General features: G+C 62.4%; 24 protein-coding genes and 1 tRNA gene. 11 read left to right on the top strand and 14 right to left on the bottom strand.

Going from position 1 to position 22,588, the window contains the following annotated elements; translation table 11 throughout:
• Positions 1-8: 8 nt before the first annotated feature.
• The 3 genes from secB to A9971_RS12395 form a co-directional block, all read right to left on the bottom strand.
• Positions 9-488, bottom strand: coding sequence for a protein-export chaperone SecB (gene secB / locus A9971_RS12405; protein WP_011058749.1), 480 nt, complete (start codon positions 486-488; stop codon positions 9-11).
• A 118-nt stretch (positions 489-606) separates the two neighbouring features.
• Positions 607-861, bottom strand: a complete 255-nt coding sequence (grxC, locus tag A9971_RS12400; RefSeq protein WP_011058748.1) for a glutaredoxin 3 — start codon at positions 859-861, stop codon at positions 607-609.
• Complete coding sequence (locus tag A9971_RS12395) at positions 861-1,274, bottom strand: rhodanese-like domain-containing protein (RefSeq protein ID WP_047283556.1); 414 nt, start codon at positions 1,272-1,274, stop codon at positions 861-863. The genes grxC and A9971_RS12395 overlap by 1 nt, the downstream gene beginning before the upstream one ends.
• 164 nt (positions 1,275-1,438) lie before the next feature.
• Here A9971_RS12395 and gpmI point away from each other — a divergent pair, with 164 nt between their 5' ends.
• The 5 genes from gpmI (at position 1,439) to A9971_RS12370 (ending at position 7,786) form a co-directional block, all read left to right on the top strand.
• On the top strand, positions 1,439-2,980 hold the full coding sequence (gpmI, locus tag A9971_RS12390; protein WP_015633832.1) for a 2,3-bisphosphoglycerate-independent phosphoglycerate mutase: 1,542 nt from the start codon (positions 1,439-1,441) through the stop codon (positions 2,978-2,980).
• Between the two features lie 166 nt (positions 2,981-3,146).
• Positions 3,147-4,061 carry a DUF1460 domain-containing protein gene (locus A9971_RS12385; protein ID WP_015633831.1) on the top strand — a complete coding sequence of 305 codons (915 nt, stop codon included), beginning with the start codon at positions 3,147-3,149 and terminating at the stop codon, positions 4,059-4,061.
• A gap of 174 nt (positions 4,062-4,235) precedes the next feature.
• A complete protein-coding gene (locus tag A9971_RS12380) occupies positions 4,236-5,522 on the top strand; it encodes a murein hydrolase activator EnvC (RefSeq protein WP_015633830.1) in 1,287 nt (428 codons plus the stop codon).
• A gap of 31 nt (positions 5,523-5,553) precedes the next feature.
• A complete protein-coding gene (locus A9971_RS12375; protein ID WP_011058743.1) occupies positions 5,554-6,864 on the top strand; it encodes a S41 family peptidase in 1,311 nt (436 codons plus the stop codon).
• Between the two features lie 115 nt (positions 6,865-6,979).
• Positions 6,980-7,786 (top strand): divergent polysaccharide deacetylase family protein, encoded by an 807-nt coding sequence (locus A9971_RS12370; protein WP_077933220.1) that lies wholly within the window; start codon positions 6,980-6,982, stop codon positions 7,784-7,786.
• A gap of 38 nt (positions 7,787-7,824) precedes the next feature.
• Here the strand turns inward: A9971_RS12370 and A9971_RS12365 are convergent, their stop codons facing one another.
• The 7 genes from A9971_RS12365 to A9971_RS12335 form a co-directional block, all read right to left on the bottom strand.
• The gene (locus tag A9971_RS12365; RefSeq protein ID WP_053155988.1) at positions 7,825-8,580 is read right to left on the bottom strand and encodes an ABC transporter substrate-binding protein; all 756 of its coding nucleotides are present in this window, start codon (positions 8,578-8,580) and stop codon (positions 7,825-7,827) included.
• Between the two features lie 63 nt (positions 8,581-8,643).
• The gene (gene hisF / locus A9971_RS12360) at positions 8,644-9,414 is read right to left on the bottom strand and encodes an imidazole glycerol phosphate synthase subunit HisF (RefSeq protein ID WP_015633827.1); all 771 of its coding nucleotides are present in this window, start codon (positions 9,412-9,414) and stop codon (positions 8,644-8,646) included.
• 9 nt (positions 9,415-9,423) lie between these two features.
• Positions 9,424-10,161 carry a 1-(5-phosphoribosyl)-5-[(5-phosphoribosylamino)methylideneamino]imidazole-4-carboxamide isomerase gene (hisA, locus tag A9971_RS12355; RefSeq protein WP_011058739.1) on the bottom strand — a complete coding sequence of 246 codons (738 nt, stop codon included), beginning with the start codon at positions 10,159-10,161 and terminating at the stop codon, positions 9,424-9,426.
• 42 nt (positions 10,162-10,203) lie between these two features.
• The gene (locus A9971_RS12350; RefSeq protein ID WP_011058738.1) at positions 10,204-10,464 is read right to left on the bottom strand and encodes a DUF2164 domain-containing protein; all 261 of its coding nucleotides are present in this window, start codon (positions 10,462-10,464) and stop codon (positions 10,204-10,206) included.
• Complete coding sequence (gene hisH, locus A9971_RS12345; protein WP_019093880.1) at positions 10,465-11,103, bottom strand: imidazole glycerol phosphate synthase subunit HisH; 639 nt, start codon at positions 11,101-11,103, stop codon at positions 10,465-10,467.
• Entirely contained in the window at positions 11,103-11,696 is a 594-nt protein-coding gene (gene hisB, locus A9971_RS12340) for an imidazoleglycerol-phosphate dehydratase HisB (RefSeq protein ID WP_011058736.1), read from the bottom strand. Before hisB ends, hisH begins: the two co-directional genes overlap by 1 nt.
• Positions 11,697-11,933: 237 nt before the next feature.
• Positions 11,934-13,595, bottom strand: a complete 1,662-nt coding sequence (locus A9971_RS12335) for an OFA family MFS transporter (protein WP_015633826.1) — start codon at positions 13,593-13,595, stop codon at positions 11,934-11,936.
• 342 nt (positions 13,596-13,937) lie between these two features.
• On the opposite strand from A9971_RS12335, the gene A9971_RS12330 reads away from it, so the two are divergent.
• From A9971_RS12330 to A9971_RS12310, 5 genes are all read left to right on the top strand, one after another.
• The gene (locus A9971_RS12330) at positions 13,938-16,163 is read left to right on the top strand and encodes an AsmA family protein (RefSeq protein ID WP_015633825.1); all 2,226 of its coding nucleotides are present in this window, start codon (positions 13,938-13,940) and stop codon (positions 16,161-16,163) included.
• On the top strand, positions 16,160-17,227 hold the full coding sequence (gene mutY / locus A9971_RS12325) for an A/G-specific adenine glycosylase (RefSeq protein ID WP_053148603.1): 1,068 nt from the start codon (positions 16,160-16,162) through the stop codon (positions 17,225-17,227). The genes A9971_RS12330 and mutY overlap by 4 nt, the downstream gene beginning before the upstream one ends.
• Positions 17,224-17,496, top strand: coding sequence for an oxidative damage protection protein (locus tag A9971_RS12320; RefSeq protein ID WP_015633824.1), 273 nt, complete (start codon positions 17,224-17,226; stop codon positions 17,494-17,496). The genes mutY and A9971_RS12320 overlap by 4 nt, the downstream gene beginning before the upstream one ends.
• Positions 17,497-17,601: 105 nt before the next feature.
• Positions 17,602-17,677: transfer RNA gene (locus A9971_RS12315), tRNA-Phe, on the top strand.
• Positions 17,678-17,997: 320 nt separating this feature from the next.
• Positions 17,998-19,152: a Fic family protein gene (locus tag A9971_RS12310; protein ID WP_053155986.1), complete on the top strand. Its 1,155-nt coding sequence runs from the start codon at positions 17,998-18,000 to the stop codon at positions 19,150-19,152.
• Positions 19,153-19,225: 73 nt separating this feature from the next.
• Here A9971_RS12310 and A9971_RS12305 read toward each other — a convergent pair whose 3' ends face one another.
• The 4 genes from A9971_RS12305 to A9971_RS12290 all read right to left on the bottom strand — a co-directional run bounded on the left by A9971_RS12305 (position 19,226) and on the right by A9971_RS12290 (position 22,089).
• Positions 19,226-19,504: a hypothetical protein gene (locus A9971_RS12305; protein ID WP_015633822.1), complete on the bottom strand. Its 279-nt coding sequence runs from the start codon at positions 19,502-19,504 to the stop codon at positions 19,226-19,228.
• A gap of 290 nt (positions 19,505-19,794) precedes the next feature.
• Positions 19,795-20,835, bottom strand: coding sequence for a DMT family transporter (locus A9971_RS12300; protein ID WP_183000659.1), 1,041 nt, complete (start codon positions 20,833-20,835; stop codon positions 19,795-19,797).
• 201 nt (positions 20,836-21,036) lie between these two features.
• Entirely contained in the window at positions 21,037-21,495 is a 459-nt protein-coding gene (locus A9971_RS12295; protein WP_053155983.1) for a hypothetical protein, read from the bottom strand.
• 252 nt (positions 21,496-21,747) lie between these two features.
• Complete coding sequence (locus A9971_RS12290; protein WP_019093886.1) at positions 21,748-22,089, bottom strand: isochorismate lyase; 342 nt, start codon at positions 22,087-22,089, stop codon at positions 21,748-21,750.
• Between the two features lie 122 nt (positions 22,090-22,211).
• Between A9971_RS12290 and A9971_RS12285 the strand changes: the two genes are divergently transcribed.
• Complete coding sequence (locus tag A9971_RS12285) at positions 22,212-22,541, top strand: hypothetical protein (protein WP_065364819.1); 330 nt, start codon at positions 22,212-22,214, stop codon at positions 22,539-22,541.
• Positions 22,542-22,588: the final 47 nt, after the last annotated feature.

The following is a 22,588-nucleotide window of genomic DNA, read 5'->3' as shown; positions in this document are numbered from 1 at the left end:
ACCAGCACTTACTGAACGGTGTTTTCGCCAGCGGACTGCAGGCGTTGCAGCTCTTGGGCATACAGCGCATCGAAGTTCACCGGGGCCAGCATCAGCGCCGGGAACGAACCGCGGGTCACCAGGCTGTCCAGCGCTTCACGAGCGTAAGGGAACAGGATGTTCGGGCAGAAAGCACCCAGGGTGTGGCTCATGGAAGCCTCATCCAGGTTCTTGATCAGGAAGATACCGGCCTGCTGGACTTCAGCGATGAAGGCCACTTCGTCGCCGTTCTTCACGGTCACGGACAGGGTCAGCACCACTTCGTGGAAGTCGGCTTCCAACGCTGTCTGGCGGGTATTGAGGTCCAGGCCGACGCTAGGTTCCCATTGCTGACGGAAGATCGCCGGGCTTTTCGGCGCTTCGAAGGACAGGTCACGCACGTAGATACGCTGCAGGGAGAATTGCGGTGCGCTTTCGTCGTCGGCAACGGTGTTCTGTTGGTCAGTCATCTCATGATCCTTCTTGATCTTGGGTCTATAGGGTTAGGTTCTGTACGCAAACTGCCTGCGCTTCGACCATGCTGCGTTAAAAACAGGCTCGGCGAGTTTCCATACGAACCTAGGAATTTCAGGCCGCTAGCAGCGCGTCGAGCTTGCCGGCACGCTCCAGGGCGAACAAATCATCACAGCCACCTACGTGGGTGGCGCCGATCCAGATCTGCGGCACGGACGTACGCCCGGCCTTCTGGGCCATCTCGGCGCGTACCTGGGGCTTGCCATCGACCTTGATCTCTTCGAAGGCTACGCCTTTGCTCGCCAGCAGATGCTTGGCGCGCGAGCAGTAAGGGCAGTAATCACTGGAGTAGACGATGACCTTGGACATTACTTCACCAATGGCAGGTTATCGGCCTTCCAGCTGGCCACGCCGCCGGACAGCTTGGCCGCGGTGAAACCGGACTTGAGCAGCTCGCGGGCGTGAGTGCCGGCGTGCTGGCCCTGGGCGTCCACCAGGATGATGGTCTTGGCCTTGTGCTTCTCCAGCTCGCCGACACGGGCGGCCAGCTTGTCCTGGGGAATGTTCAGTGCACCGACGATATGGCCGGCGGCATAGTCCTTGGATGGACGGATATCGATCACGACGCCCTGCTCGCTGTTGACCAGCGCGGTCAGTTCACGGGTGCTGAGGCTGCGGCCACCGCGGCTCAATTCATGAGCGATCAACAGAGCCAGCAGGATGGCGAAGGCGCCGACGAGCAAGTAGTGTTCAGTGGCGAATTGAATCAGGTGAGCAACCATCTAAGGAGGTTCCAGGGCGTTAAAATGTCGGCCAGTATACACAGCCCTCCGGGTCGACCAAACCCCGCCCGGCGGTGACTCCACCGGAACTTCGCTTTAAACTGCCACTCCCTTTTTCAACACCTCCCTTTCATCTCTTTCCTATCCAGCCACGAGTGGACGCCATGACTACCACGCCTAAACCTTTGGTCCTGATGATTCTGGATGGCTTCGGTCACAGCGAAAGCCACGAATCCAACGCCGTCTATGCGGCCAAGAAGCCGGTCCTGGACCGCTTGTGCGCCAGCATGCCCAACGGCCTGATCTCGGGTTCGGGCATGGATGTCGGCCTGCCGGACGGGCAGATGGGCAACTCCGAAGTCGGCCACATGAACCTCGGCGCCGGTCGCGTGGTGTATCAGGACTTCACCCGGGTGACCAAGGCCATCCGTGACGGTGAGTTCTTCGAGAACCCGACCATTTGCGCGGCCGTGGACAAGGCCGTGGCCGCCGACAAGGCCGTACACATCCTCGGCCTGCTGTCCGACGGCGGCGTACACAGCCACCAGGACCACCTGATCGCCATGGCCGAACTGGCCTTCAAGCGCGGCGCCGAGAAGATCTACCTGCACGCCTTCCTCGACGGTCGCGATACGCCGCCCAAAAGCGCCCAATCGTCCATCGAACTGCTGGACGAAACCTTCAAGACCCTGGGCAAGGGCCGCATCGCCAGCCTGATCGGCCGTTACTTCGCCATGGACCGCGACAATCGCTGGGACCGTGTGGCCCAGGCCTACAACCTGATCGTCGACGGCCAGGGCCAGTTCAACGCCGCCACCGCCCAGGAAGGCCTGCAAGCCGCCTACGCCCGCGAAGAGAGCGATGAATTCGTCAAGGCCACCACCATCGGCGAACCGGTCAAGGTCGAAGACGGCGATGCCGTGGTGTTCATGAACTTCCGCGCCGACCGGGCCCGCGAGCTGACCCGGGTCTTCGTCGAGGACGACTTCAAGGACTTCGAACGTGCGCGCCAGCCAAAGCTGGCCGGCTTTGTCATGCTCACCCAGTACGCCGCCAGCATCCCCGCGCCGTCGGCCTTCGCTCCGGGCAGCCTGGAAAACGTGCTGGGCGACTATTTGGCGAAAAACGGCAAGACCCAACTGCGCATCGCCGAGACCGAGAAGTATGCCCACGTCACCTTCTTCTTCTCCGGTGGCCGCGAAGAGCCGTTCCCGGGCGAGGAGCGCATCCTGATCCCGTCGCCGAAAGTCGCCACCTACGACCTGCAGCCGGAAATGAGTGCCCCGGAAGTCACCGACAAGATCGTCGACGCCATCGAGCACCAGCGTTATGACGTGATCATCGTCAACTACGCCAACGGCGACATGGTCGGTCACAGCGGCGTGTTCGAGGCGGCGGTCAAAGCCGTGGAATGCCTGGACCTGTGCGTCGGACGTATCGTCGACGCCCTGGAAAAGGTCGGCGGCGAAGCCCTGATCACCGCCGACCACGGCAACGTCGAGCAGATGTCCGACGAATCCACCGGCCAGGCCCACACCGCCCACACCACCGAGCCGGTGCCATTCATCTATGTCGGCAAACGCGCCTTGAAAGTCCGTGAAGGCGGGGTTCTGGCGGACGTGGCGCCCACCATGCTCAAGCTGCTGGGCCTGCCCAAGCCCGCGGAAATGACCGGCACGTCGATCCTGGTGGACCCAGCGCACTGATCCCTCCAGCTCGCCATTGCAGGCAAAAACGCCCGATGCAACCGTCGGGCGTTTTTCATGGTGGCCTTGCACAGGGCGAATCAGGGCCATGGAAGTAAAAGCAGACAAGCGCCGGGCACTTATTGAATAATGATTATCGTTATCAATAACAGCAGGGAGAATCTCCATGAACAAGACGGCTACGCTGCTTCTGGCCTCCCTCCTGTCAGGCTGTGCAAGCCAGATTCCTGCTCAACAGCCGGTGGATGCCAGTGCCCTCGCACAGCAACACAGCCCGGTGGAAATGGATGCTCAGACCGCCGATAAATTGAAAGCACTGCTGAAGATCCAGCCTCCTCGGGGCTCTACCGACATAGGCCAGATGAACGACCTGATTTCCCGGGAGTTCCTGCACACGCCTTACGCGGCGAACCGGCTGCACGGCTCCGCAACCCTGGCCGAGAAGCTGGTGGTCGACTTCAGGGGCCTGGACTGCTTCACCTACCTGGATTACGTCGAGGCCTTGCGCCAGTCCAGCGACGAGGCCGGCTTCATTAACAACCTGGTGCAGATTCGCTACGTGAACGGCGATATCAACTTCCTCAACCGCCGCCACTTCTTCACCGATTGGGCCCATGCCGGGCAACCCATGGCCGAGGATGTGACCGCCCAGCTGAGTGCGAACGCGGTGACCGTGGCCAAGCGCCTCAATCAAAAGGCCGATGGCGGCCGCTACCTGCCCGGCCTGCCCGTGGCCGAACGCGACATCACCTACATTCCCAGCGCATTGATTGACCAGCATCTGCTCAGCCACCTGCGAACCGGCGACTACATCGGCATCTATACCCACCTCTCGGGCCTGGACGTCACCCATACCGGGCTGTTCATTCAGACGGCCCAGGGCCCGGTCCTGCGCAACGCCTCCTCGAAAAAGGACCAGGGCGCGGTCATCGACTCACCCTTCATGGAGTACGTTCACAACGTCCCGGGAATCGTGGTCCTGCGGGCCCGGCAAGACAGCCAGGCCGGCCAGGATGCCTCGGCCGCGAAGGCCGGCACCCAGGCGCTGCAGCATCAGGCTCGTTCGCCCGCACAAGGTTGATCGGCGCCGCCGCCCCAGGCCACGGCGGCGGCACGCTGATAGCAAATGGCCCAATAACGGCCCGGAAACGGCTTTTTATGACGAACGCCTCAAAGCAGTTGGCTTTGAGGCGTTTTTTTTGCAGCGATGGGCGGGCATACTAGGCCGTCCCTTTCCCTGGTGTCGCCCGCCTCTATGCTTCGCGCCCTGATTACCCTTGCTCTGATCTGCCTGCTCCAACCGGCTTTCGCCGACGAGCGCGCGCAAACCCAACAACAGTTGGACGCCACGCGTCAGGACATTGCCGAGCTGAAAAAGCTGCTGGGCAAGCTGCAGGAAGAGAAGTCCGGCGTGCAGAAAGACCTGCGCGGCACCGAGACCGAGATGGGCAAGCTGGAGAAGCAGGTCGAAGCCCTGCAGAAAGAGCTGAAAAAAAGCGAATCCGAGCTGCAGCGACTCGATGAGGAGAAAAAAAAACTCCAGAGCGCGCGCACTGAACAGCAGCGACTGATCGCCATCCAGGCCCGCGCGGCCTACCAGAACGGGCGCCAGGAGTACCTCAAGCTGCTGCTCAACCAGCAGAATCCGGAAAAATTCGCCCGCACCCTGACCTATTACGACTACCTGAGCCAGGCCCGCCTGGAGCAGTTGAAGAATTTCAACGAAACCCTGCGTCAGCTGGCCAATGTGGAAAAGGACATCTCCCTGCAACAGGCCCAGTTGCTGGTGCAGAAGAGCAGCCTCGACACCCAGCGTGAAGAACTCGACAAGGTCCGCAAAGAGCGGCAGTTGGCCCTGGCCAAGCTGAACAACGACGTGAAGGCCCGGGACGACAAGCTCAAGGCCCGTGAACAGGACCAGGCCGACCTGGCCAAGGTCCTGAAAACCATTGAAGAAACCCTGGCCCGCCAGGCCCGCGAGGCAGAAGAAGCGCGCCAGAAAGCGCTGATCGCCCAGCAGGAAGCCGAAAAAAAGCGCTTGCGTGAGGCTCAGGCCGACGCCAGCGATGAGCCGCGCAAACCCGCAAGATCAAGCCCTGGAGCCCTGGTTTCCAGCGCCGGCCCTTCCTATGGCGGGGCATTTGCTTCAGCCCGGGGAAAACTTCCATGGCCCGTTGATGGTCGACTACTGGCACGCTTTGGTGAAACCCGTGGCGACGACTCCCGCTCCAAGTGGGACGGCGTGATGATCAGCGCCGCCGCCGGCAGCCAGGTGCACGCCGTGCACGGTGGCCGGGTAGTGTTCGCCGACTGGCTGCGCGGCGCCGGCCTGCTGGTGATCCTCGATCACGGCAACGGTTACCTGAGCCTCTACGGACACAACCAGACGCTGCTCAAGGAAGCCGGCGACGTGGTCAAGGCCGGAGAGTCCATCTCCACCGTCGGTAATAGTGGCGGACAGGACACTCCTGCGCTGTACTTTGCAATTCGTCAGCAGGGCCGCCCCAGCGACCCGGCACAGTGGTGCCACGCGCAAGGATAAGCGCTGCATCTAAATTAGGAGTTCGTTCGACATGCTGCATTTGTCCCGCCTTACCTCGCTGGCCCTGACGATCGCCCTGGTGATCGGAGCGCCTCAGGCGTTTGCCGCCGAAACCGCTCAAGCAGCAACCGCCGCGACCACCAAGGCGCCCTTGCCGCTGGAAGAGCTGCGCACCTTCGCCGAGGTCATGGACCGCATCAAGGCAGCGTATGTCGAACCCGTAGACGACAAGACCCTGCTGGAGAATGCCATCAAGGGCATGCTCAGCAACCTCGACCCGCACTCTGCCTATCTGGGCCCGGAAGACTTCGCCGAACTGCAGGAAAGCACCAGCGGCGAATTCGGCGGCCTGGGCATCGAAGTCGGCGCCGAGGACGGCTTCATCAAGGTGGTCTCGCCCATCGACGACACCCCGGCATCCAAGGCCGGGATCCAGGCCGGCGACCTGATCGTCAAGATCAACGGCCAGCCGACCCGTGGCCAGACCATGACCGAAGCCGTGGACAAGATGCGCGGCAAGATCGGCCAGAAGATCACCCTGACCCTGGTGCGCGACGGCGGCACGCCGTTCGACGTGACCCTGGCCCGCGCCACCATCCAGGTGAAAAGCGTGAAGAGCCAGCTGCTGGAGTCGGGCTACGGCTACATCCGCATCACCCAGTTCCAGGTCAAGACCGGCGAGGAAGTCTCCAAGGCCCTGGCCAAGCTGCGCAAGGACAACGGCAAGAAGCTCAACGGCATCATCCTCGACCTGCGCAACAACCCGGGCGGCGTGCTGCAAGCCGCGGTGGAGGTGGTCGACCACTTCATCACCAAGGGCCTGATCGTCTACACCAAGGGCCGCATCGCCAACTCCGAGCTGCGCTTCTCCGCCACCGGCAAGGACGAAAGCGAAGCCGTGCCGATGGTGGTGCTGATCAACGGCGGCAGCGCCTCGGCTTCGGAGATCGTCGCCGGTGCCCTGCAGGATCAGAAGCGCGCAGTACTGATGGGCACTACCAGCTTCGGCAAGGGCTCGGTGCAGACCGTGCTGCCGCTGAACAACGACCGGGCGCTGAAGATCACCACCGCGCTGTACTTCACCCCCAACGGCCGCTCGATTCAGGCCCAGGGCATCGTTCCGGACATCGAAGTGCGCCGCGCCAAGATCACCAGCGAATCCCAGGACGGCGAGTACTTCAAGGAAGCCGACCTGCAGGGTCACCTGGGCAATGGCAACGGCGGCGCCGACAAGCCCAGTGGTGCAGCGAGCAAGGCCAAGCCAATGCCGCAGGACGACGACTACCAGTTGGCCCAGGCCCTGAGCCTGCTCAAGGGGCTGAGCATCACCCGCGGCAAATGATTGAACCCTTCGCCGGCAAGCCGGCTCCTACAGGAGCCGGCTTGCGTAGGAGCTGGCTCGCCAGCCAAGCGCCCGCCAGGGTGCCCATTCCCCTAAAGGCCTGATCCCGATCCCCATGATTTCCCGCTGCTCACTGCTGTTGCGCTCGCTCCAGGCCCCGCTGCTCACCCTGCTGTGCCTCTTGCCCCTCGCGACCCAAGCCGCCGAACCCACAGCCGTTGCGCCCAAGGCCTACCTGAGCCTGATCATCGACGACCTCGGCCAGAACCTGCCCCGGGACCGCCGCGTACTGGCCCTGCCCGGCCCGGTCACCACGGCGATCATGCCCGACACGCCCCACGCTGCCGAATTCGCTCGCGAGGCCCATCGCGCCGGCAAGATCGTCATCCTGCACATGCCCATGGACCCGGCCACCGGGCCGTTTGCCTGGCACCCCGAGTTGCCCATCGAAGAGCTGCAAAAACGCCTGGAAGCCGCCTTCCAGGCCGTGCCCTACACCAGCGGCATCAACAATCACATGGGCAGCCGCATGACCGCCCAGCCCCAGGCCATGGCCTGGCTGATGGGCGACTTGCAGCGGCGACACAAATTCTTCGTCGACAGCCGCACCAGCGCCCAGACGGTGGCCGCCGCCGAAGCGCAGAAGATCGGCCTGGCCAGTGTTTCCCGGGATGTGTTCCTGGATGACGAACGTACCGAAGCGGCGATCAGCCAACAGTTGCAGACCGCGATCAAACTGGCGCGCAAACAGGGTTCGGCGGTGATGATCGGCCACCCTTATCCACAGACCCTGGCAGTGCTCGAACGTGAGCTGCCCAGGCTCAAGGCCCAGGGCATCGAGTGGATCGATATCAAGTCGATGATCAGCCTGCGCAGTAACAAGGCCATGGCCGGGCATGGCAAGAACGGGGTTTATCGCTAGAGGCCTTCGCCACAGGAGCTGGCTTGCCAGCGAAGCGCCTACAGGTAACGCCCCATGATCTCCTCCACCAGCCCCTCTTGGCGCATCTGGTCCAGGGCCGCCTGGAGCTTGGCCACCACCTCATCGGAGACGTCCTTGTTCAGGGCCAGGTATAGCTCGGCGCTGTTGAAGCGCAGCACGGTCTTGAGGCCGCTGATGCCCTCCTGCTTGGCCAGGTAGCGCCCGGCCGGGTCGCCGGTGGCCCAGAGGTCGATCTGCCCCGCCACCAGCTTCCTGGCGTTGTCCTGGTCACGCAGTACCACTTGGGGCGCCAGGCCTTGCTTGGTCAGGGTCTCGGCAATGGCATCGCCCTTGTAGGCGCCGATCTTGTACTTGCGCGCCTGCTCCAGGGATTCGAGGCTGATGGTGCTGCCGGCCTTGGCCAGCATGATCCAGTCATCCGGGCCGATGGGGCCGACCCACTTGAAGAGCGGCTCGCGGTCCGGCAGGCGCGCCATGACGAACACACCATAGCCCGGCTGCTCCAGCGCCATCTTGTAGATACGCTCCCAGGGGAAACGCAGGGTCAGGCTGTAATTGATTCCGGCGCGCTTGAACATTTCACGGACGATATCCACGGCGATGCCGTCGATATTCTCGCCCTGGGCGAAGTTCTTGCCGTTCTTGGCCATGTTGTAGGGAGGGAAGTTTTCCGTCAGCAACACCAGGGAGGTGTCGGCGGGTTCATCAGCGCGGGCGAGGCCGCAAAGAACAAGCGAAGCGCTGGCGACAACCACTAGAAGACGTTTGAACATGACGGGCTACCGGAATCCATGGCGTGCTCAAGAGTGCCGTGAGCACGCCATGCTGTCCAGTGGCTACCGCACAACAATCCCGCGCTGAGCCATATAGGCCTTGGCCTCGGGAACCGTGTATTCGCCGAAGTGGAAAATGCTCGCCGCCAGCACTGCGCTGGCATGGCCTTCGATGATGCCGTCGGCCAGGTGCTGGAGGTTGCCGACGCCACCGGACGCGATCACCGGAATCCCCAGCGCATCGCTGATGGCCCGGGTCACGCCCAGGTCGAAGCCGTTTTTCATGCCGTCCTGATCCATGCTGGTGAGCAGGATCTCGCCGGCACCCAGGCCTTCCATCTTCTTCGCCCACTCCACCGCGTCCAGCCCGGTGGGCTTGCGCCCGCCATGGGTGAAGATCTCCCAGCGCGGGGTTTCACCCGGGCCGGAGACTTTCTTCGCGTCAATGGCGACCACGATGCACTGGGAGCCGAAGTGCTGCGCCGCTTCGCCGACGAACTCGGGATTGAACACTGCTGCGGTGTTGATCGAAACCTTGTCCGCACCGGCATTGAGCAGGTTGCGGATGTCCTGCACGGTGCGCACGCCACCGCCCACGGTCAGCGGGATGAACACCTGGCTGGCCATGCGCTCGACGGTATGGAGGGTGGTATCACGCCCATCGACGCTGGCGGTGATGTCGAGGAAGGTGATCTCGTCGGCGCCCTGCTCGTCGTAGCGACGGGCGATTTCCACCGGGTCACCGGCGTCGCGGATGTTCTCGAACTTGACGCCCTTGACCACCCGGCCGTTGTCCACGTCCAGGCAAGGGATGATGCGTTTGGCCAGTGCCATGGCGAATCCTCAGCCTTGGTACGAATCGCAGAAAGCCTGGGCTTCTGCAACATCGAGGGTGCCTTCATAGATCGCGCGGCCAGTGATGGCGCCGATGATTCCTGGCGCCTTGGCGTCCAGCAGGGCCTTGATGTCGCCCAGGTTGTGGATACCGCCGGAAGCGATCACCGGGATCCGGGTAGCGGCCGCCAAGGCTGCGGTGAACGGCACGTTGCAGCCCTGCATCATGCCGTCTTTGGCGATGTCGGTATAAACGATGGCGGACACGCCGTCGGCTTCGAAGCGCTTGGCCAGGTCGATGACCTGCACGCTGCTGACTTCAGCCCAGCCGTCGGTGGCGACGAAACCGTCCTTGGCGTCCAGGCCGACAATCACCTTGCCGGGGAACGCGCGACAGGCCTCGGCGACGAACTCCGGCTCCTTGACCGCCTTGGTGCCGATGATCACGTAGCTCACGCCAGCCTTGACGTAGTGCTCGATGGTTTCCAGGGAACGGATGCCGCCGCCGATCTGGATCGGCAGGTTCGGGTAGCGCTTGGCGATTGCGGTGACCACCTCGCCGTTGACCGGCTGGCCTTCGAAGGCACCGTTCAGGTCCACCAGATGCAAGCGCCGGCAACCCCCTTCAACCCATTTGGCGGCCATGCTCACCGGGTCATCGGAGAACACCGTGGAGTCTTCCATGCGGCCTTGGCGCAGACGCACACAGGCGCCGTCCTTGAGATCGATAGCGGGAATAATCAGCATCTGGCAAACCTTCAAGTTCGATTGTTCAGCTTCACTCGGAAATCAGTTTTTCTCGAGCGCCCACAGGTCGCTTTCGATGCTTTCGAACCTCTCCTTGAGGTGCGCCTGCACATCGAAAATCGCCCGGTTGTAATAGTGCGGAGCAATTTCGCGGGTAAACAGTTCAAGAACCTCCGCCGCTTCGAACGAGCCCAGCTCGAGCTCGAACCGATCCTCCAGGAAACGCTTGATCTTGTGCGTCGCCTCGCTCTCCTGTTCGGCAGTGAGGCTCAGGATCGGCGGCTTGGGTTTCTTGATCGCCATTTACCAGCGACCGTCCCAGGCGGCGAAATTCTGCAACAGCTGCAGGCCGTGGGTATGGCTTTTCTCCGGGTGGAACTGCACGGCGAAACGCGAGCCGTCGGCCAGCGCCGCGGCGAAATCCACGCCATAGTGACCGCTGCCCACCACCTGCCGCGCGTTACCGGCATTGATGTAGTAGCTGTGCACGAAGTAGAAGCGCGCCAGGTCCGCAATGTTGTGCCATAGCGGGTGGTCCACCGCCTGCTTCACTTCGTTCCAGCCCATGTGCGGCACCTTCAGGTGCTCGCCATCCTCGATCAGGCCCTTGCCGAAGAACTTCACCTGGCCGGGAAACAGGCCGATGCAGTCCACGCCTTCGTTCTCTTCACTGTGGTCGAGCAGCGCCTGCATGCCCACGCAGATACCGAGGAACGGACGGTCCTGGCTGACCTCGCGCACCAGGGCATCGAAGCCCAGGCGGCGGATCTCGGCCATGCAGTCACGGATCGCGCCCACTCCGGGGAACACCACCCGGTCGGCTTCGCGAATCACGCTGGCATCGCTGGTGATCAGCACCTTGCCGGCGCCCACGTGCTCCAGGGCCTTGGCCACCGAGTGCAGGTTGCCCATGCCGTAGTCGATGACGGCGACGGTCTGCATTACAGCACGCCCTTGGTCGACGGCATCTGGCCGGCCATGCGCTCGTCCAGCTCCACCGCCATGCGCAGCGCGCGGCCGAAGGCCTTGAACACGGTCTCGATCTGGTGGTGCGTGTTGGTGCCGCGCAGGGTGTCGATGTGCAGGGTCACGTTGGCGTGGTTGACGAAGCCCTGGAAGAACTCCTGGAACAGGTCGACATCGAAACCACCGACGGTGGCGCGGGTGAACGGTACATGCATCTGCAGGCCAGGGCGGCCGGAGAAGTCGATCACCACGCGGGACAGGGCTTCATCCAGCGGCACATAGGCATGGCCGTAGCGACGGATGCCTTTCTTGTCGCCGATGGCCTTGCTGAATGCCTGGCCGAGGGTGATACCGACATCCTCCACGGTGTGGTGGTCGTCGATATGCAGGTCGCCCTTGCTTTCGATGTCCAGGTCGATCAGCCCGTGCCGGGCGATCTGGTCCAGCATGTGCTCAAGGAAGGGCACGCCGATATCGAATCGGGCCTTTCCGGTGCCATCCAGGTTGATCGAGGCTTTGATCTGGGTTTCCAGAGTGTCGCGCTCGACAGATGCCTTACGTTCGGCCATCACCAGCTCCGCAAAATCATTGGGCGAAAAAGGCGAATAGTATAGGCCCCACGGCGGCTAAACAGAAACACGATGGACAATATCCTGACGGGCGCCAGCCAATGGCTGCGGGGCTGTACCTGTCATGACAACTGTAGAAACTGACTTGCTGGTGAAGGTGCCAGGCCTACAAGACCGAGGCACCTTGTGCACCGGCAAGCCGGCTCCTGAGCAGGAGCGGGCTTGCCGGCGAAGCCATCAATGGAACAGCACCGCCGTCTTCTGCAAGGTCACCCACACACCCCAGGCCAGGGGAATGCCCACCACCAGCCAGGCAGCGATCACCACCGGCAGACTGGCGGACGAAGCTTTCCACTCCAGCACGACACTGCTGTCAGCGCCCTTGTCATGACCCAGGGCCTGCTCGGCCGCCAGTTGCTCATCGGTCATGAAGTACTTGTCGGCCACCGGGCGCACCAGCAGGTTGCACAAAAAGCCCAGCACCAGCAGGCCGGCGAGGATGTACAGGGTGATGTCGTAAGCCGCAGCGCGCTCGACGCCGATGCTCAGCTGGTACTCGCGCAGGTAGTTCACCAGCACCGGGCCCAGCACGCCCGCCGCGGCCCAGGCGGTCAGCAGGCGACCGTGGATAGCGCCCACCATCTGGGTGCCGAACAGGTCCGCCAGGTAGGCCGGCACCGTGGCGAAACCGCCGCCGTACATCGACAGGATGATGCAGAACGCCGCCACGAACAGGGCGATATTGCCCAGGTGGCCGAGGTTCGGGATCAGCGCATAAAGGGCAAAGCCCAGGGCAAAGAACACGAAATAGGTGTTCTTGCGGCCCAGGTAGTCGGAGAACGACGCCCAGAAGAACCGCCCGCCGATGTTGAACAGGCTCAGCAAACCGGTGAAGCCGGCGGCAATCGCGGCAATCTGCGCCAGTTGCCCGGCGTCCAGCTGGCTGAAGGTCAGGCCATTGCCCAGCAGCTTGCCGGCAAACACTTCCTGCAGCAGGGGCGAGGCCATGCCGAGGATGCCGATACCGGCCGAAACGTTGAGGCACAGCACCAGCCACACCAGGCGGAACTGCGGGGTCTTCCAGGCCACGTTCACGTGCACGTGGCGGTGGGTGATCATCGCATTGGCGGCTTTCTTCGCCGGTGCGGTCCAGCCCTCAGGCTTCCAGCCGGTAGGCGGAACCCGGTAGGCCAGGGCGCCACCGATCATGAACACGAAGTAGATGGCCGCCATCACCAGGAAGCTCTGCCACACGCCAACGCTGGTCGGCGTTGCAAAGTGGCCCATCAGGGCCGCCGCCAGGGGCGCACCGACCATGGCGCCGCCGCCAAAGCCCATGATCGCCATGCCGGTGGCCATGCCGCGCTTGTCCGGGAACCACTTGATCAGGGTCGACACCGGGGAGATATAGCCCAGGCCCAGGCCGATACCGCCGATGACCCCGGAGCCTATCCACATCAGCCAGATCTGGTGGGTGTAGATCCCCAGCGCCGAGATCAGCAGGCCGCCGCACCAGCACAGTGCCGAAACCACACCGGCCTTGCGCGGGCCGGCATGTTCCAGCCAGCCGCCCCAGATCGCCGCCGAGCACCCCAGGAAGATGAAGAACAGGGTGTAGATCCAGCCGAGCATGGAGATCGGCCAGTCACATTGGGACGAAAAGATCTGCGCGATGAAGCCCATGCCGGGCTCGCAAGCCACGGGCGCACTGACGCCCAGGGCCTTGGACAGCGGCAGCCAGAACACCGAAAAGCCATAGGCCATGCCGATGCACAGGTGGATGGCCAGAGCGGCCGGTGGAACCAGCCAGCGGTTGAAACCGGGCTTGGCGATGATGCGTTCTTTGGACAAGAACGCTGGCTGAGCGGACGGACTGGCCGCCGCGTTGCTAGTGCTCATGGATGTTTCCCCCAATTATTAGAATTGTTCATCGGCCACTCTTCTGCGACGACCTTGGCACACCGGCGCGGTCGTTTTATTGAGTAAAGCTCCATTTGGGCAGACGCGACATTAAGTCGCACAAGGGCGGACGAACCGCGAGAGGTTACCATTTGCGACAAACTAAAAAACCAAACTGACATCACCTTTTTTCCCGCAGCTGCTTTGCCCACAGGCCAGGCCGCTGGCCAAAAAAAACCGCTACAACGAAAAAACCTCTAACTGCAATGGGTGACCAGTCGTCAGGTTCAGAGCGCTATACTCCCCCGCTAAATTTTGAATTCGACATACAAGGACTCGCCCATGAAAGCGTTCGGCAAAATCCTGGGTCTGGTAATTCTCGGGCTGTTGCTGATCATCGTGGCTCTGGGCTTCGCCCTGACCCACCTGTTTGATCCCAACGACTACAAAGACGAGATTCGCCAGATTGCCCGCGACAAGGCCCACATCGAGCTGACGCTCAATGGCGACATCGGCTGGAGCCTGTTCCCCTGGCTGGGCCTGGAACTGCACGATGCCGGCGTCGCCACCCTGGCCAACCCGACCCAACCTTTCGCCGACCTGCAGATGCTCGGCCTGTCGGTCCGGGTGTTGCCGCTGCTGCGCCGCGAAGTGCAGATGAGCGATGTGCGTGTCGAAGGCCTGAACCTGCGCCTGACCCGCAACAAGGACGGCCACGGCAACTGGCAGGACATTGGCAAGGCCGCACCGACCGACAAGCAGGCCGAGACTCCCGCCGCCAGCACCGGCGAAGCCAGCCAACCACCAGCCGGCGCGGACAAACCCGCGCAGCCGATCCGCCTGGACATCGACAGCCTGACCGTGAACAACGCCCGGGTTGAGTACAACGATGAACAGACCGACAAGCAGTTCACCGCCGAAAGCATCCAGCTGAGTACCGGGCCGATTCACGAAGCCACCAACACCCCGGTCAAGCTCACGGCCTTCCTCGCCAGCAGCCAACCCGCAGTGCGCGTGCGCACCGAACTCAATGGCGAACTGCGCTTCGACCGCGCCCTGAAGCGCTACCAGTTCGAAGACATGCGCCTGTCCGGCGAAGCCGCCGGCGACCCGTTGCAAGGCAAGACCCTGACCTTCGCAGCCCAGGGCCAGCTGCTGCTGGACCAGGCCGCCAACGTTGCCCAGTGGACCGGCCTGAAGGTCTCCCTCAATCAGTTGCGCGCCCTGGGTGAGCTCAAGGTCAACGACCTGGACAAGACCCCGCAGATCAGCGGCGGCATCTCCATTGCCCAGTTCGACCTGGCGAGATTCGTCGACAGCATCGGCCAGACCCTGCCCGCCATGGGTGAAGGCAGCCTGAGCAAGGTCGAGCTGGTCAGCCGCCTGCAAGGCACGCCCACCAGCCTGGCCCTGGAAGACCTGAACCTGAAGCTCGACGACAGCACCTTCAGCGGCCGCCTGGCCATCGAGGACTTCGACAAGCAATCCCTGCGCGCCCAGCTCAAGGCCGACACCTTCAATGTCGACCGCTACCTGCCGCCCAAGTCCGCCGAAGCCAACAGCGCGGCATCGGCCCGCAAGGCCGAAGTGCAGAGCAGCGAAGCCGATGCCATGGCCGGAGCCGGCAGCACCCCGCTGCCCAACGCACCGACCAAGGGCGCCTGGAGCACTGACCGCCTGCTGCCGGTGGAGCGCCTGAGCAAACTCGACGTCGATGCCGACCTGAACTTCGGCCAACTGACCCTGGACAAGCTGCCGATCCAGAATGCCGCACTCAAGGCCTCCGGCCAGGGTGGCCTGCTCAAGCTTTCCAGCCTGCGCGGCGAGCTGTACAACGGCAGCTTCGATGCCAGCGGCAACCTCGATGTGCGCCAGAGCACACCGCAGTTGAGCTTGCAGACCAAGATCAACCGGGTGCCGGTGGAACGCATCCTCGAAAGCCAGGGCCAGAATCCTCCGGTCAAGGGCCTGGTGACTCTGAACAGCAACCTCAGCGGCAGCGGCAACAGCCAGAAGGCATTGATCGACAGCCTCAACGGCACCGCCAGCTTCGTCATCAACAACGGCGTGCTGCTCAACGCCAATATCGAACAGCAGCTGTGCCAGGGCATCGCCGTGCTCAACCGCAAGAACCTCAGCAGCACGCCACGGGGCAAGGACACGCCCTTCCAGGAGCTCAAGGGCAACCTGACGCTGCGCAATGGCGTGGCCAGCAACCCGGACCTGAAAGTGCGCATCCCCGGCATGACGGTGAACGGCAACGGCGACATCGACCTGCGAGTGCTGGGCATGGACTACCGGGTCGGCATCATTGTCGAAGGCGACCTGCGGGATAACCCGGACCCGGCCTGCCAGGTGGGCGAGCGCTTTACCGGCATCGAGCTGCCGCTGCGCTGCCGCGGCCCGCTGGAGCTGGGGGCCAAGGCCTGCCGCCTGGACAAGGACGGCCTGGGCCAGGTAGCGGCCAAGCTGGCCGGTGACCGCCTGCAGCAAAAGATCGACGAGAAACTGGGGGACAAGGTCAGCCCGGAACTGAAGAACGCGCTCAAGGGGCTGTTCAAGCGATGAGAGCCGAGGCGTTTTCAACGGCGGTGCTGGACTGGTACGACCGCCACGGCCGCCATGACCTGCCCTGGCAGCAGGACATCAACCCGTATCGGGTGTGGGTCTCGGAGATCATGCTGCAACAGACCCAGGTCAGCACCGTGCTCAACTACTTCGACCGCTTCATGGCCTCGCTGCCCACGGTGCAGGCCCTGGCCGAAGCCCCGGAAGACGAAGTGCTGCACCTGTGGACCGGCCTGGGCTACTACACCCGGGCGCGCAACCTGCAGAAGACCGCGAAGATCGTCATGGCCGAGTACGGCGGCGAGTTCCCCCGGGACGTGGAAAAGCTCACCGAACTGCCGGGCATCGGCCTGTCCACCGCCGGCGCCATCGCCAGCATCAGCATGGGCCTGCGGGCGCCGATCCTCGACGGCAACGTCAAGCGGGTGCTGGCACGCTTCACGGCCCAGGAGGGCTACCCCGGGGAGCCCAAGGTGGCCAGGCAGTTGTGGGCCGCCGCCGAGCGCTTCACCCCCCACAGCCGGGTCAACCACTACACCCAGGCGATGATGGACCTGGGGGCGACGCTCTGTACCCGGAGCAAGCCCAGCTGCCTGTTGTGCCCCCTGGAGCGCGGCTGCGAAGCCCACATGCTCGGCCTGGAAACCCGCTACCCGATCCCCAAGCCACGCAAGGAAGTGCCTCAGAAGCGCACCCTGATGCCGATGCTGGCCAACCGCGAAGGCGCCATCCTGCTTTACCGGCGGCCCTCCAGCGGCCTCTGGGGCGGGTTGTGGAGCCTGCCGGAGCTGGATGGCCTGGACGACATCCAGCACCTGGCCCTGCAGCACTCCCTGGAACTGGGCCAGCAACAGCAGATGCCCGGGCTGGTGCACACCTTCAGCCACTTCCAGCTGGCCATCGAACCCTGGCTGATCCGGGTCGAAGAGTCGGCCCTGCACGTCGCCGAGGCCGACTGGCTCTGGTATAACCTCGCCACCCCGCCGCGCCTGGGCCTTGCCGCCCCGGTGAAAACACTGCTCAAACGCGCGGCCGAAGTCTTGAATGCAGGAGAGTCGTCATGACCCGCACCGTAATGTGCCGCAAGTACCAGGAAGAACTGCCGGGCCTGGAACGCCCCCCGTACCCGGGCGCCAAAGGCCAGGATATTTTCGAACACGTCTCGGCCAAGGCCTGGGCTGACTGGCAGAAACACCAGACCCTGCTGATCAACGAAAAGCGCCTGAACATGATGAATGCCGAAGACCGCAAATATCTGCAGGGCGAGATGGACAAATTTTTCTCCGGCGAGGAATACGCCAAGGCCGACGGCTACGTGCCACCGGCTGAGTAAAGCTGTTGAAAATCGGGGGTGGAACGTAAGCGACGGTAATAATTAAACATTTTTTTCAAAACTTGCTTGACGCCCCCCTGAAAAACCCGTTTAATGCGCCCCGTTGCCCAGATAGCTCAGTCGGTAGAGCAGGGGATTGAAAATCCCCGTGTCGGCGGTTCGATTCCGTCTCTGGGCACCACCTTCAGCTTTCAGGTGGTGTTTACATCACGTGAAAGCAATCAGAAAACCCGCCTAGTGCGGGTTTTTTGTTGCCTGCAATTCAGCCCTTCCCTTCCCCCTGCTCGACACCCCGGCCTTCTTTCCTGCACAACCAAGCCGCTGCGCGACCATCACGCCACCCACACAGCGCATCACGCCTCGCTTTTTCTCAAGCGTTCACTTAAGTGAAGTACCATTTTGAGATAATCATCTTTTGATATTCGAGCAGAACCCCTATAGAACAGGGCCTATGGCAAAAAAATCATAGATAATTTTTTCGGCTTTCGAGATGTTTGCACAATGCCTGCATTCTTCCATCACGAACTTGAGCTGCTAAACCCATCCTTCGACTCCCCTCTGGTGGACGTGCTGAGCGAGCTTGAGCACCTTCGGCGCTTGCGATTGGAAGGCGATACGCCGCCTGCGGTCTTCTATCAGCTGAAAACGATCTTCCACATCCTGGAAAGCCTGGGTTCGGCGCGCATCGAGGGCAACCACACAACGCTTGCCGACTACATCGAGAGCAAGGTGGAAGGCACAGCCCAGGACACCGACCCGTTACGCGAAGTGGCGAACATCGAAAAATCCATGGATTACATCGAGCAAACCATTGGCCCGGGAACACCAATCACCGAGCTCACCATCAGAGAGCTGCACGCGATGACCGTCCAGGACCTGGAGCGAGAGGGCGATAAGACGCCTGGAGCGTATCGCCAGGGCGAAGTACAGATCGCTCAGGCCGCCCACCTACCTCCTGATGCCCTGATGGTGCCCAGCTACATGCAAGAGCTGGTGGAGTTCGTCAATCGAGAGGACCTACCCAAATACGACCTGATGAAAGTGGCCTTGACCCATCACCGGTTTGGTTGGATTCACCCATTTGGCAACGGCAATGGCCGCGTGGTGCGCCTCCTGACTTATGCACAGCTGATGAAATATGGCTTCAACGTCGATACGGGTGGCCGTGTACTCAACCCTACCGCTGTTTTTTTCAATGATCGGGAACGTTACTACGCCATGCTCGCCACCGCGGACCAAGGAACCAAGGCCGGGCTGGAGGCCTGGTGCACTTACGTTCTAGAGGGCATTAGGGACGACCTGGAAAAGGTCAATCGCCTCACCGACTATCGCTACCTGACCCGGCACATCCTGGCTCCTGCCATTACCTTTGCTCGGGATCGACAATGGATCACTGCAGCGGAAGAAACAGTACTGACCACAGCGATCAAGTCAGGCGTTGTTAAGTCGAGCGACATCGCCCAGGCACTGCCCAAGCTGACTGCCGGACAAAGGACCTATCAAATAAAGAAACTGGTGGACCAGGGCATGCTATTGCCCATCAGCGCCAACGCCCGGCAATACACCATCGGTTTCTCCAACAGCTACCTCATCAGAGGAATGATCAAGGCGCTTCGAGAGCAAGGGTTCATACCGGCACCGCTTGAGGCGCCATGACACTCTCTCGGGCTCTCCAAGGGCGCCCAGAATCAAACTGATCCTGGGCGCGCTGGCGCAGCGCCTGCGCCAATCAGAAGGCCTTATCCGCCCGCTCCATCTCCCGCCCCTGAGCCACATCGAGCAGGGCCACGCCATCACCGAGCAGCAGCGCGGCGATGTCGGCGATCTGGAACAGGTCGCTGGCGTCGGCCGTTTGCGCGGTCATGCAGGACAGGCTGTTCATCAGTTTGTGAAGGGCGCGTATGCGCTGATCGGCGCAGGCCAGGAGATCGACCAGCGGCGCATGGGGATTGATCAGCAGGACGGGGTTGTCCGCTGGCGTGTGGTGAAGAGGGATATATCCGTTCATTGGTGAAACTCCTTGTGTGTGAGGAGCTACCACCCAACTTCCTACCGGCCAGGTGGCAGCTGCACGCGGGGGTAGGAACCGGTCACAAGATCCGGCCACGCCGAAGCGTGCCCGCGTACAGCTGCCATAACGCATAGACAGCAAACAACACCCAAAGCGCTGGGTGCTGGTACGCATCTTATGATCGGGTTCCTACGCCCGGCCGCTGATTTGGCAGCGACCGGCGCAGAGCAAAGAGCAGGTCCGAGCAGCGCAAGCCCTCACCTGGTGACTGAAAGTAACCGGCCCGCTCAGTGCTTGTGCCGATGATGAATATCGGGGAAGTGCGCGTGGCTATGCCGGATCGGCGCGTGCTCATGGGGATGACTGTGGGGCTCTGAGCCGTCCCACTCAAAGCCGTGTTCATGCTGGTGGTGCTCGTCATGCCGGTGGCGATGGTTGTGCGCGAGAGGCTCATGCTGATGCTCGTGGGCATGATTCTCCATGAGGTGAATCCACACGCCGATGGCCATCAGTGCCGCCGCCACCAGGAACCACAGAGAAACCGGCTCGCCCAGGATCAGAATCGAGATCACTGCTCCCAGGAATGGCGCCGTGGAGAAGTACGCCCCGGTTCGCGCACTGCCCAGCCCACGCAGGGCCAGGACGAACAACACCAGGCTGACGCCGTACCCCAGAAACCCCACCAGCAGTATCGGGCTCAGCGTGGTCACAGCAGGCAGTTGCGCGCCGATGGCCAACGCCAGGCTGGTGTTGACCACCCCCGCCGCCAAGCCTTTGCTGCCCGCAATGAACAGCGCATCCGAGGCGGAGACTTTCCGGGTCAGGTTGTTATCAATGGCCCAGCAAAGGCAGGCGAAAGCCACCGCCAGCGGTCCCGTCCAGTCATGCGCAGTGGCGCTCTGGTGCGGCCATGACAGAACGATCCCGCCTAATACGATGGCAATCATGCCGATCACGATCCGTCGATCGGCGTTCTCCCTGAACACCACCCACGCCAGCAACGCCGTGAGTACCGACTCCAGGTTGAGCATCAATGAGGCGGTGGCACCCGCCGTCCGTGTCAGGCCGAACATCAGGGCGACCGGGGCAAGCACGCCGCCAAAGAGGATGGCTCCCATCAGCCACGGCCACTCGCGCACCGTCAGCCCCGTACGTTGCCAACCTCGATCCCGAGCGAAACGAACAATGGCCAGGCCGACACCACTGCCCAGATACAACAACCCGGCCAGGAGCATCGGCGCAACATCCACCCCCAACAGCTTGGCCAGCGGCGTACTGGCGCCGAACAAGGCGGCGGCAGCCAATGCATAGAGAACACTCAGATTCATATTCGGATCGCCTGTCAGGCTCGTTGCGTGCGGTGACGCATGATGGCTTGGCCTGTGTGGAAATGATGTGATCGCCCCGCACCAGACAAGCGCGCCCTCTCCCAGCCAATAGCAAAAACCCTGAACCTTTCGATTCAGGGTTTTCAGACCTGGAATTGGGCATCACCCATGCTCAACGCCGGCCACCCCACCACCCCTCTCTCAGTAACCGTTATTCCAGTGGATGTTGAGATCGCGCATAGCCGCCACTTTCATGTCGACCATGCTGCGCTGTTCCAGCCCTTTGCGGGTGGTGATGACCTGGTATCTGCCGGCCGGCAACTGCACAAAGACGATCGGGCCCACTCCGCTCAGGCTCAACAGCTGATGCCCTTGCGGGTTCTGGATCAGCACATCGACATCCGAGGTGTATTCATTCCCTGAGCCGACGGAAAAGGTCATGTGCAGGTTGTAACCCTTGGCCTGCTGAATGGCCCGCGACTCGTCCAGGCCGATGCCGCCGCTGACATAGGAAATGCCGTTCTGTTGCAGCGGCTCTAATTGCACGCCAGCCGGGTCGATCGGCTCATTGCTGGTGGAGGCGGAGCGCACGCTCACTGGTGCGGCCAATAGCAGCACCGCGATAACACCTGACAGGACACTCATAGAAAAGGACTTCATGATGACCACTCCCGGGTTCGTCTCGAACCACTGAATGGGACGCCACCGTCAGGCCTCTGGCCCCGGGACGGCAGCGCCCGGGTCTCCCCTGCTTCATCTTGAATGGCCAGGCCATGTCTCAGGCCAGAAGCCGAATGAAAACCCTCGCTCGCCCTGTGCAACCAGGCTCGCCCATAGCTCCTGCTATTGAGTGTAAAACCTGACACAGGGCGGTTTAGATCGATTCGGCGTGAGGCCTTTAACCAAAGGTACCTAGGCTAGGGGACCAGCCCCTCGGCTCGGAGCCTGCGCCGCCTGCCAATGCTTCATCTCCTCGGCGATGAAGTGCTGCACCAGATCGCTGTACATCTTCTCGATGGCATCCGGGTTCAGGCCTTCGGCCGCCGCCCAATCGCGACGAGTGGCCAACATGGCTTTGAAACGCTCCTCGGCGCGCACGGTGGCCGCCGAGGTCTTGAATTTCGATGCCGCCAGTACGTACTGGAAGCGCGCGCCGAGCAAAGCGATGACCGCTCGATCCAGGACATCGATTTCCCGGCGGATATCGTCCATGCCCTGGCATTGTTCCGGGCTCATCTGGTTCTTCACTTCCATGCTCAAGGCTCCATCGACGAATAGGGATACCCGGGCTCGACCGGGCCCGGATTATTCCCATGGGCCCGCCTGGGAGTAAAGTTGCAGGCATCCGCCCATCCGGGCGCAAAGGAACTGCTCTCGTGAACCAGAAGCGAACCCGAGTCCGCCTGCCCCACCCCCAGCCCGGCAAGACCCGCAGCGGGGCCTGGTTTTTTTTGCTGATCGGCAGCGTGCTGCTGGCACTGACTGCGCTGCTGGGCTGGACCCTGGTAAGCGCGCTGCTGGACGGACAGATCGTCACCAGCAACCGTGCCGGGCCGAAGCTCGCCTACAGCCAGGCGTTGCAGCCCACCCAGTTCTATATCGAGCTGCTCTGGCAGGGCACCAGCACCCTGTTGCTGGGTGCCCTGGCAGTTGCCGCGCTGTGGATCGCCCGGGTATTAATGGGCGCACAAAAAAATCGTCGCTGAACGCCAGGGGTCGCTCCGGCCCGTTACAGCCGCCAAGGAACAACCGC

The sequence above is a fragment of the Pseudomonas sp. UME65 genome, assembly GCF_014170225.1.
Classification (GTDB): domain Bacteria; phylum Pseudomonadota; class Gammaproteobacteria; order Pseudomonadales; family Pseudomonadaceae; genus Aquipseudomonas; species Aquipseudomonas protegens.
Note: the sequence above shows the minus strand (reverse complement) of the source record. Positions and strands in the feature narration are given on the sequence as shown.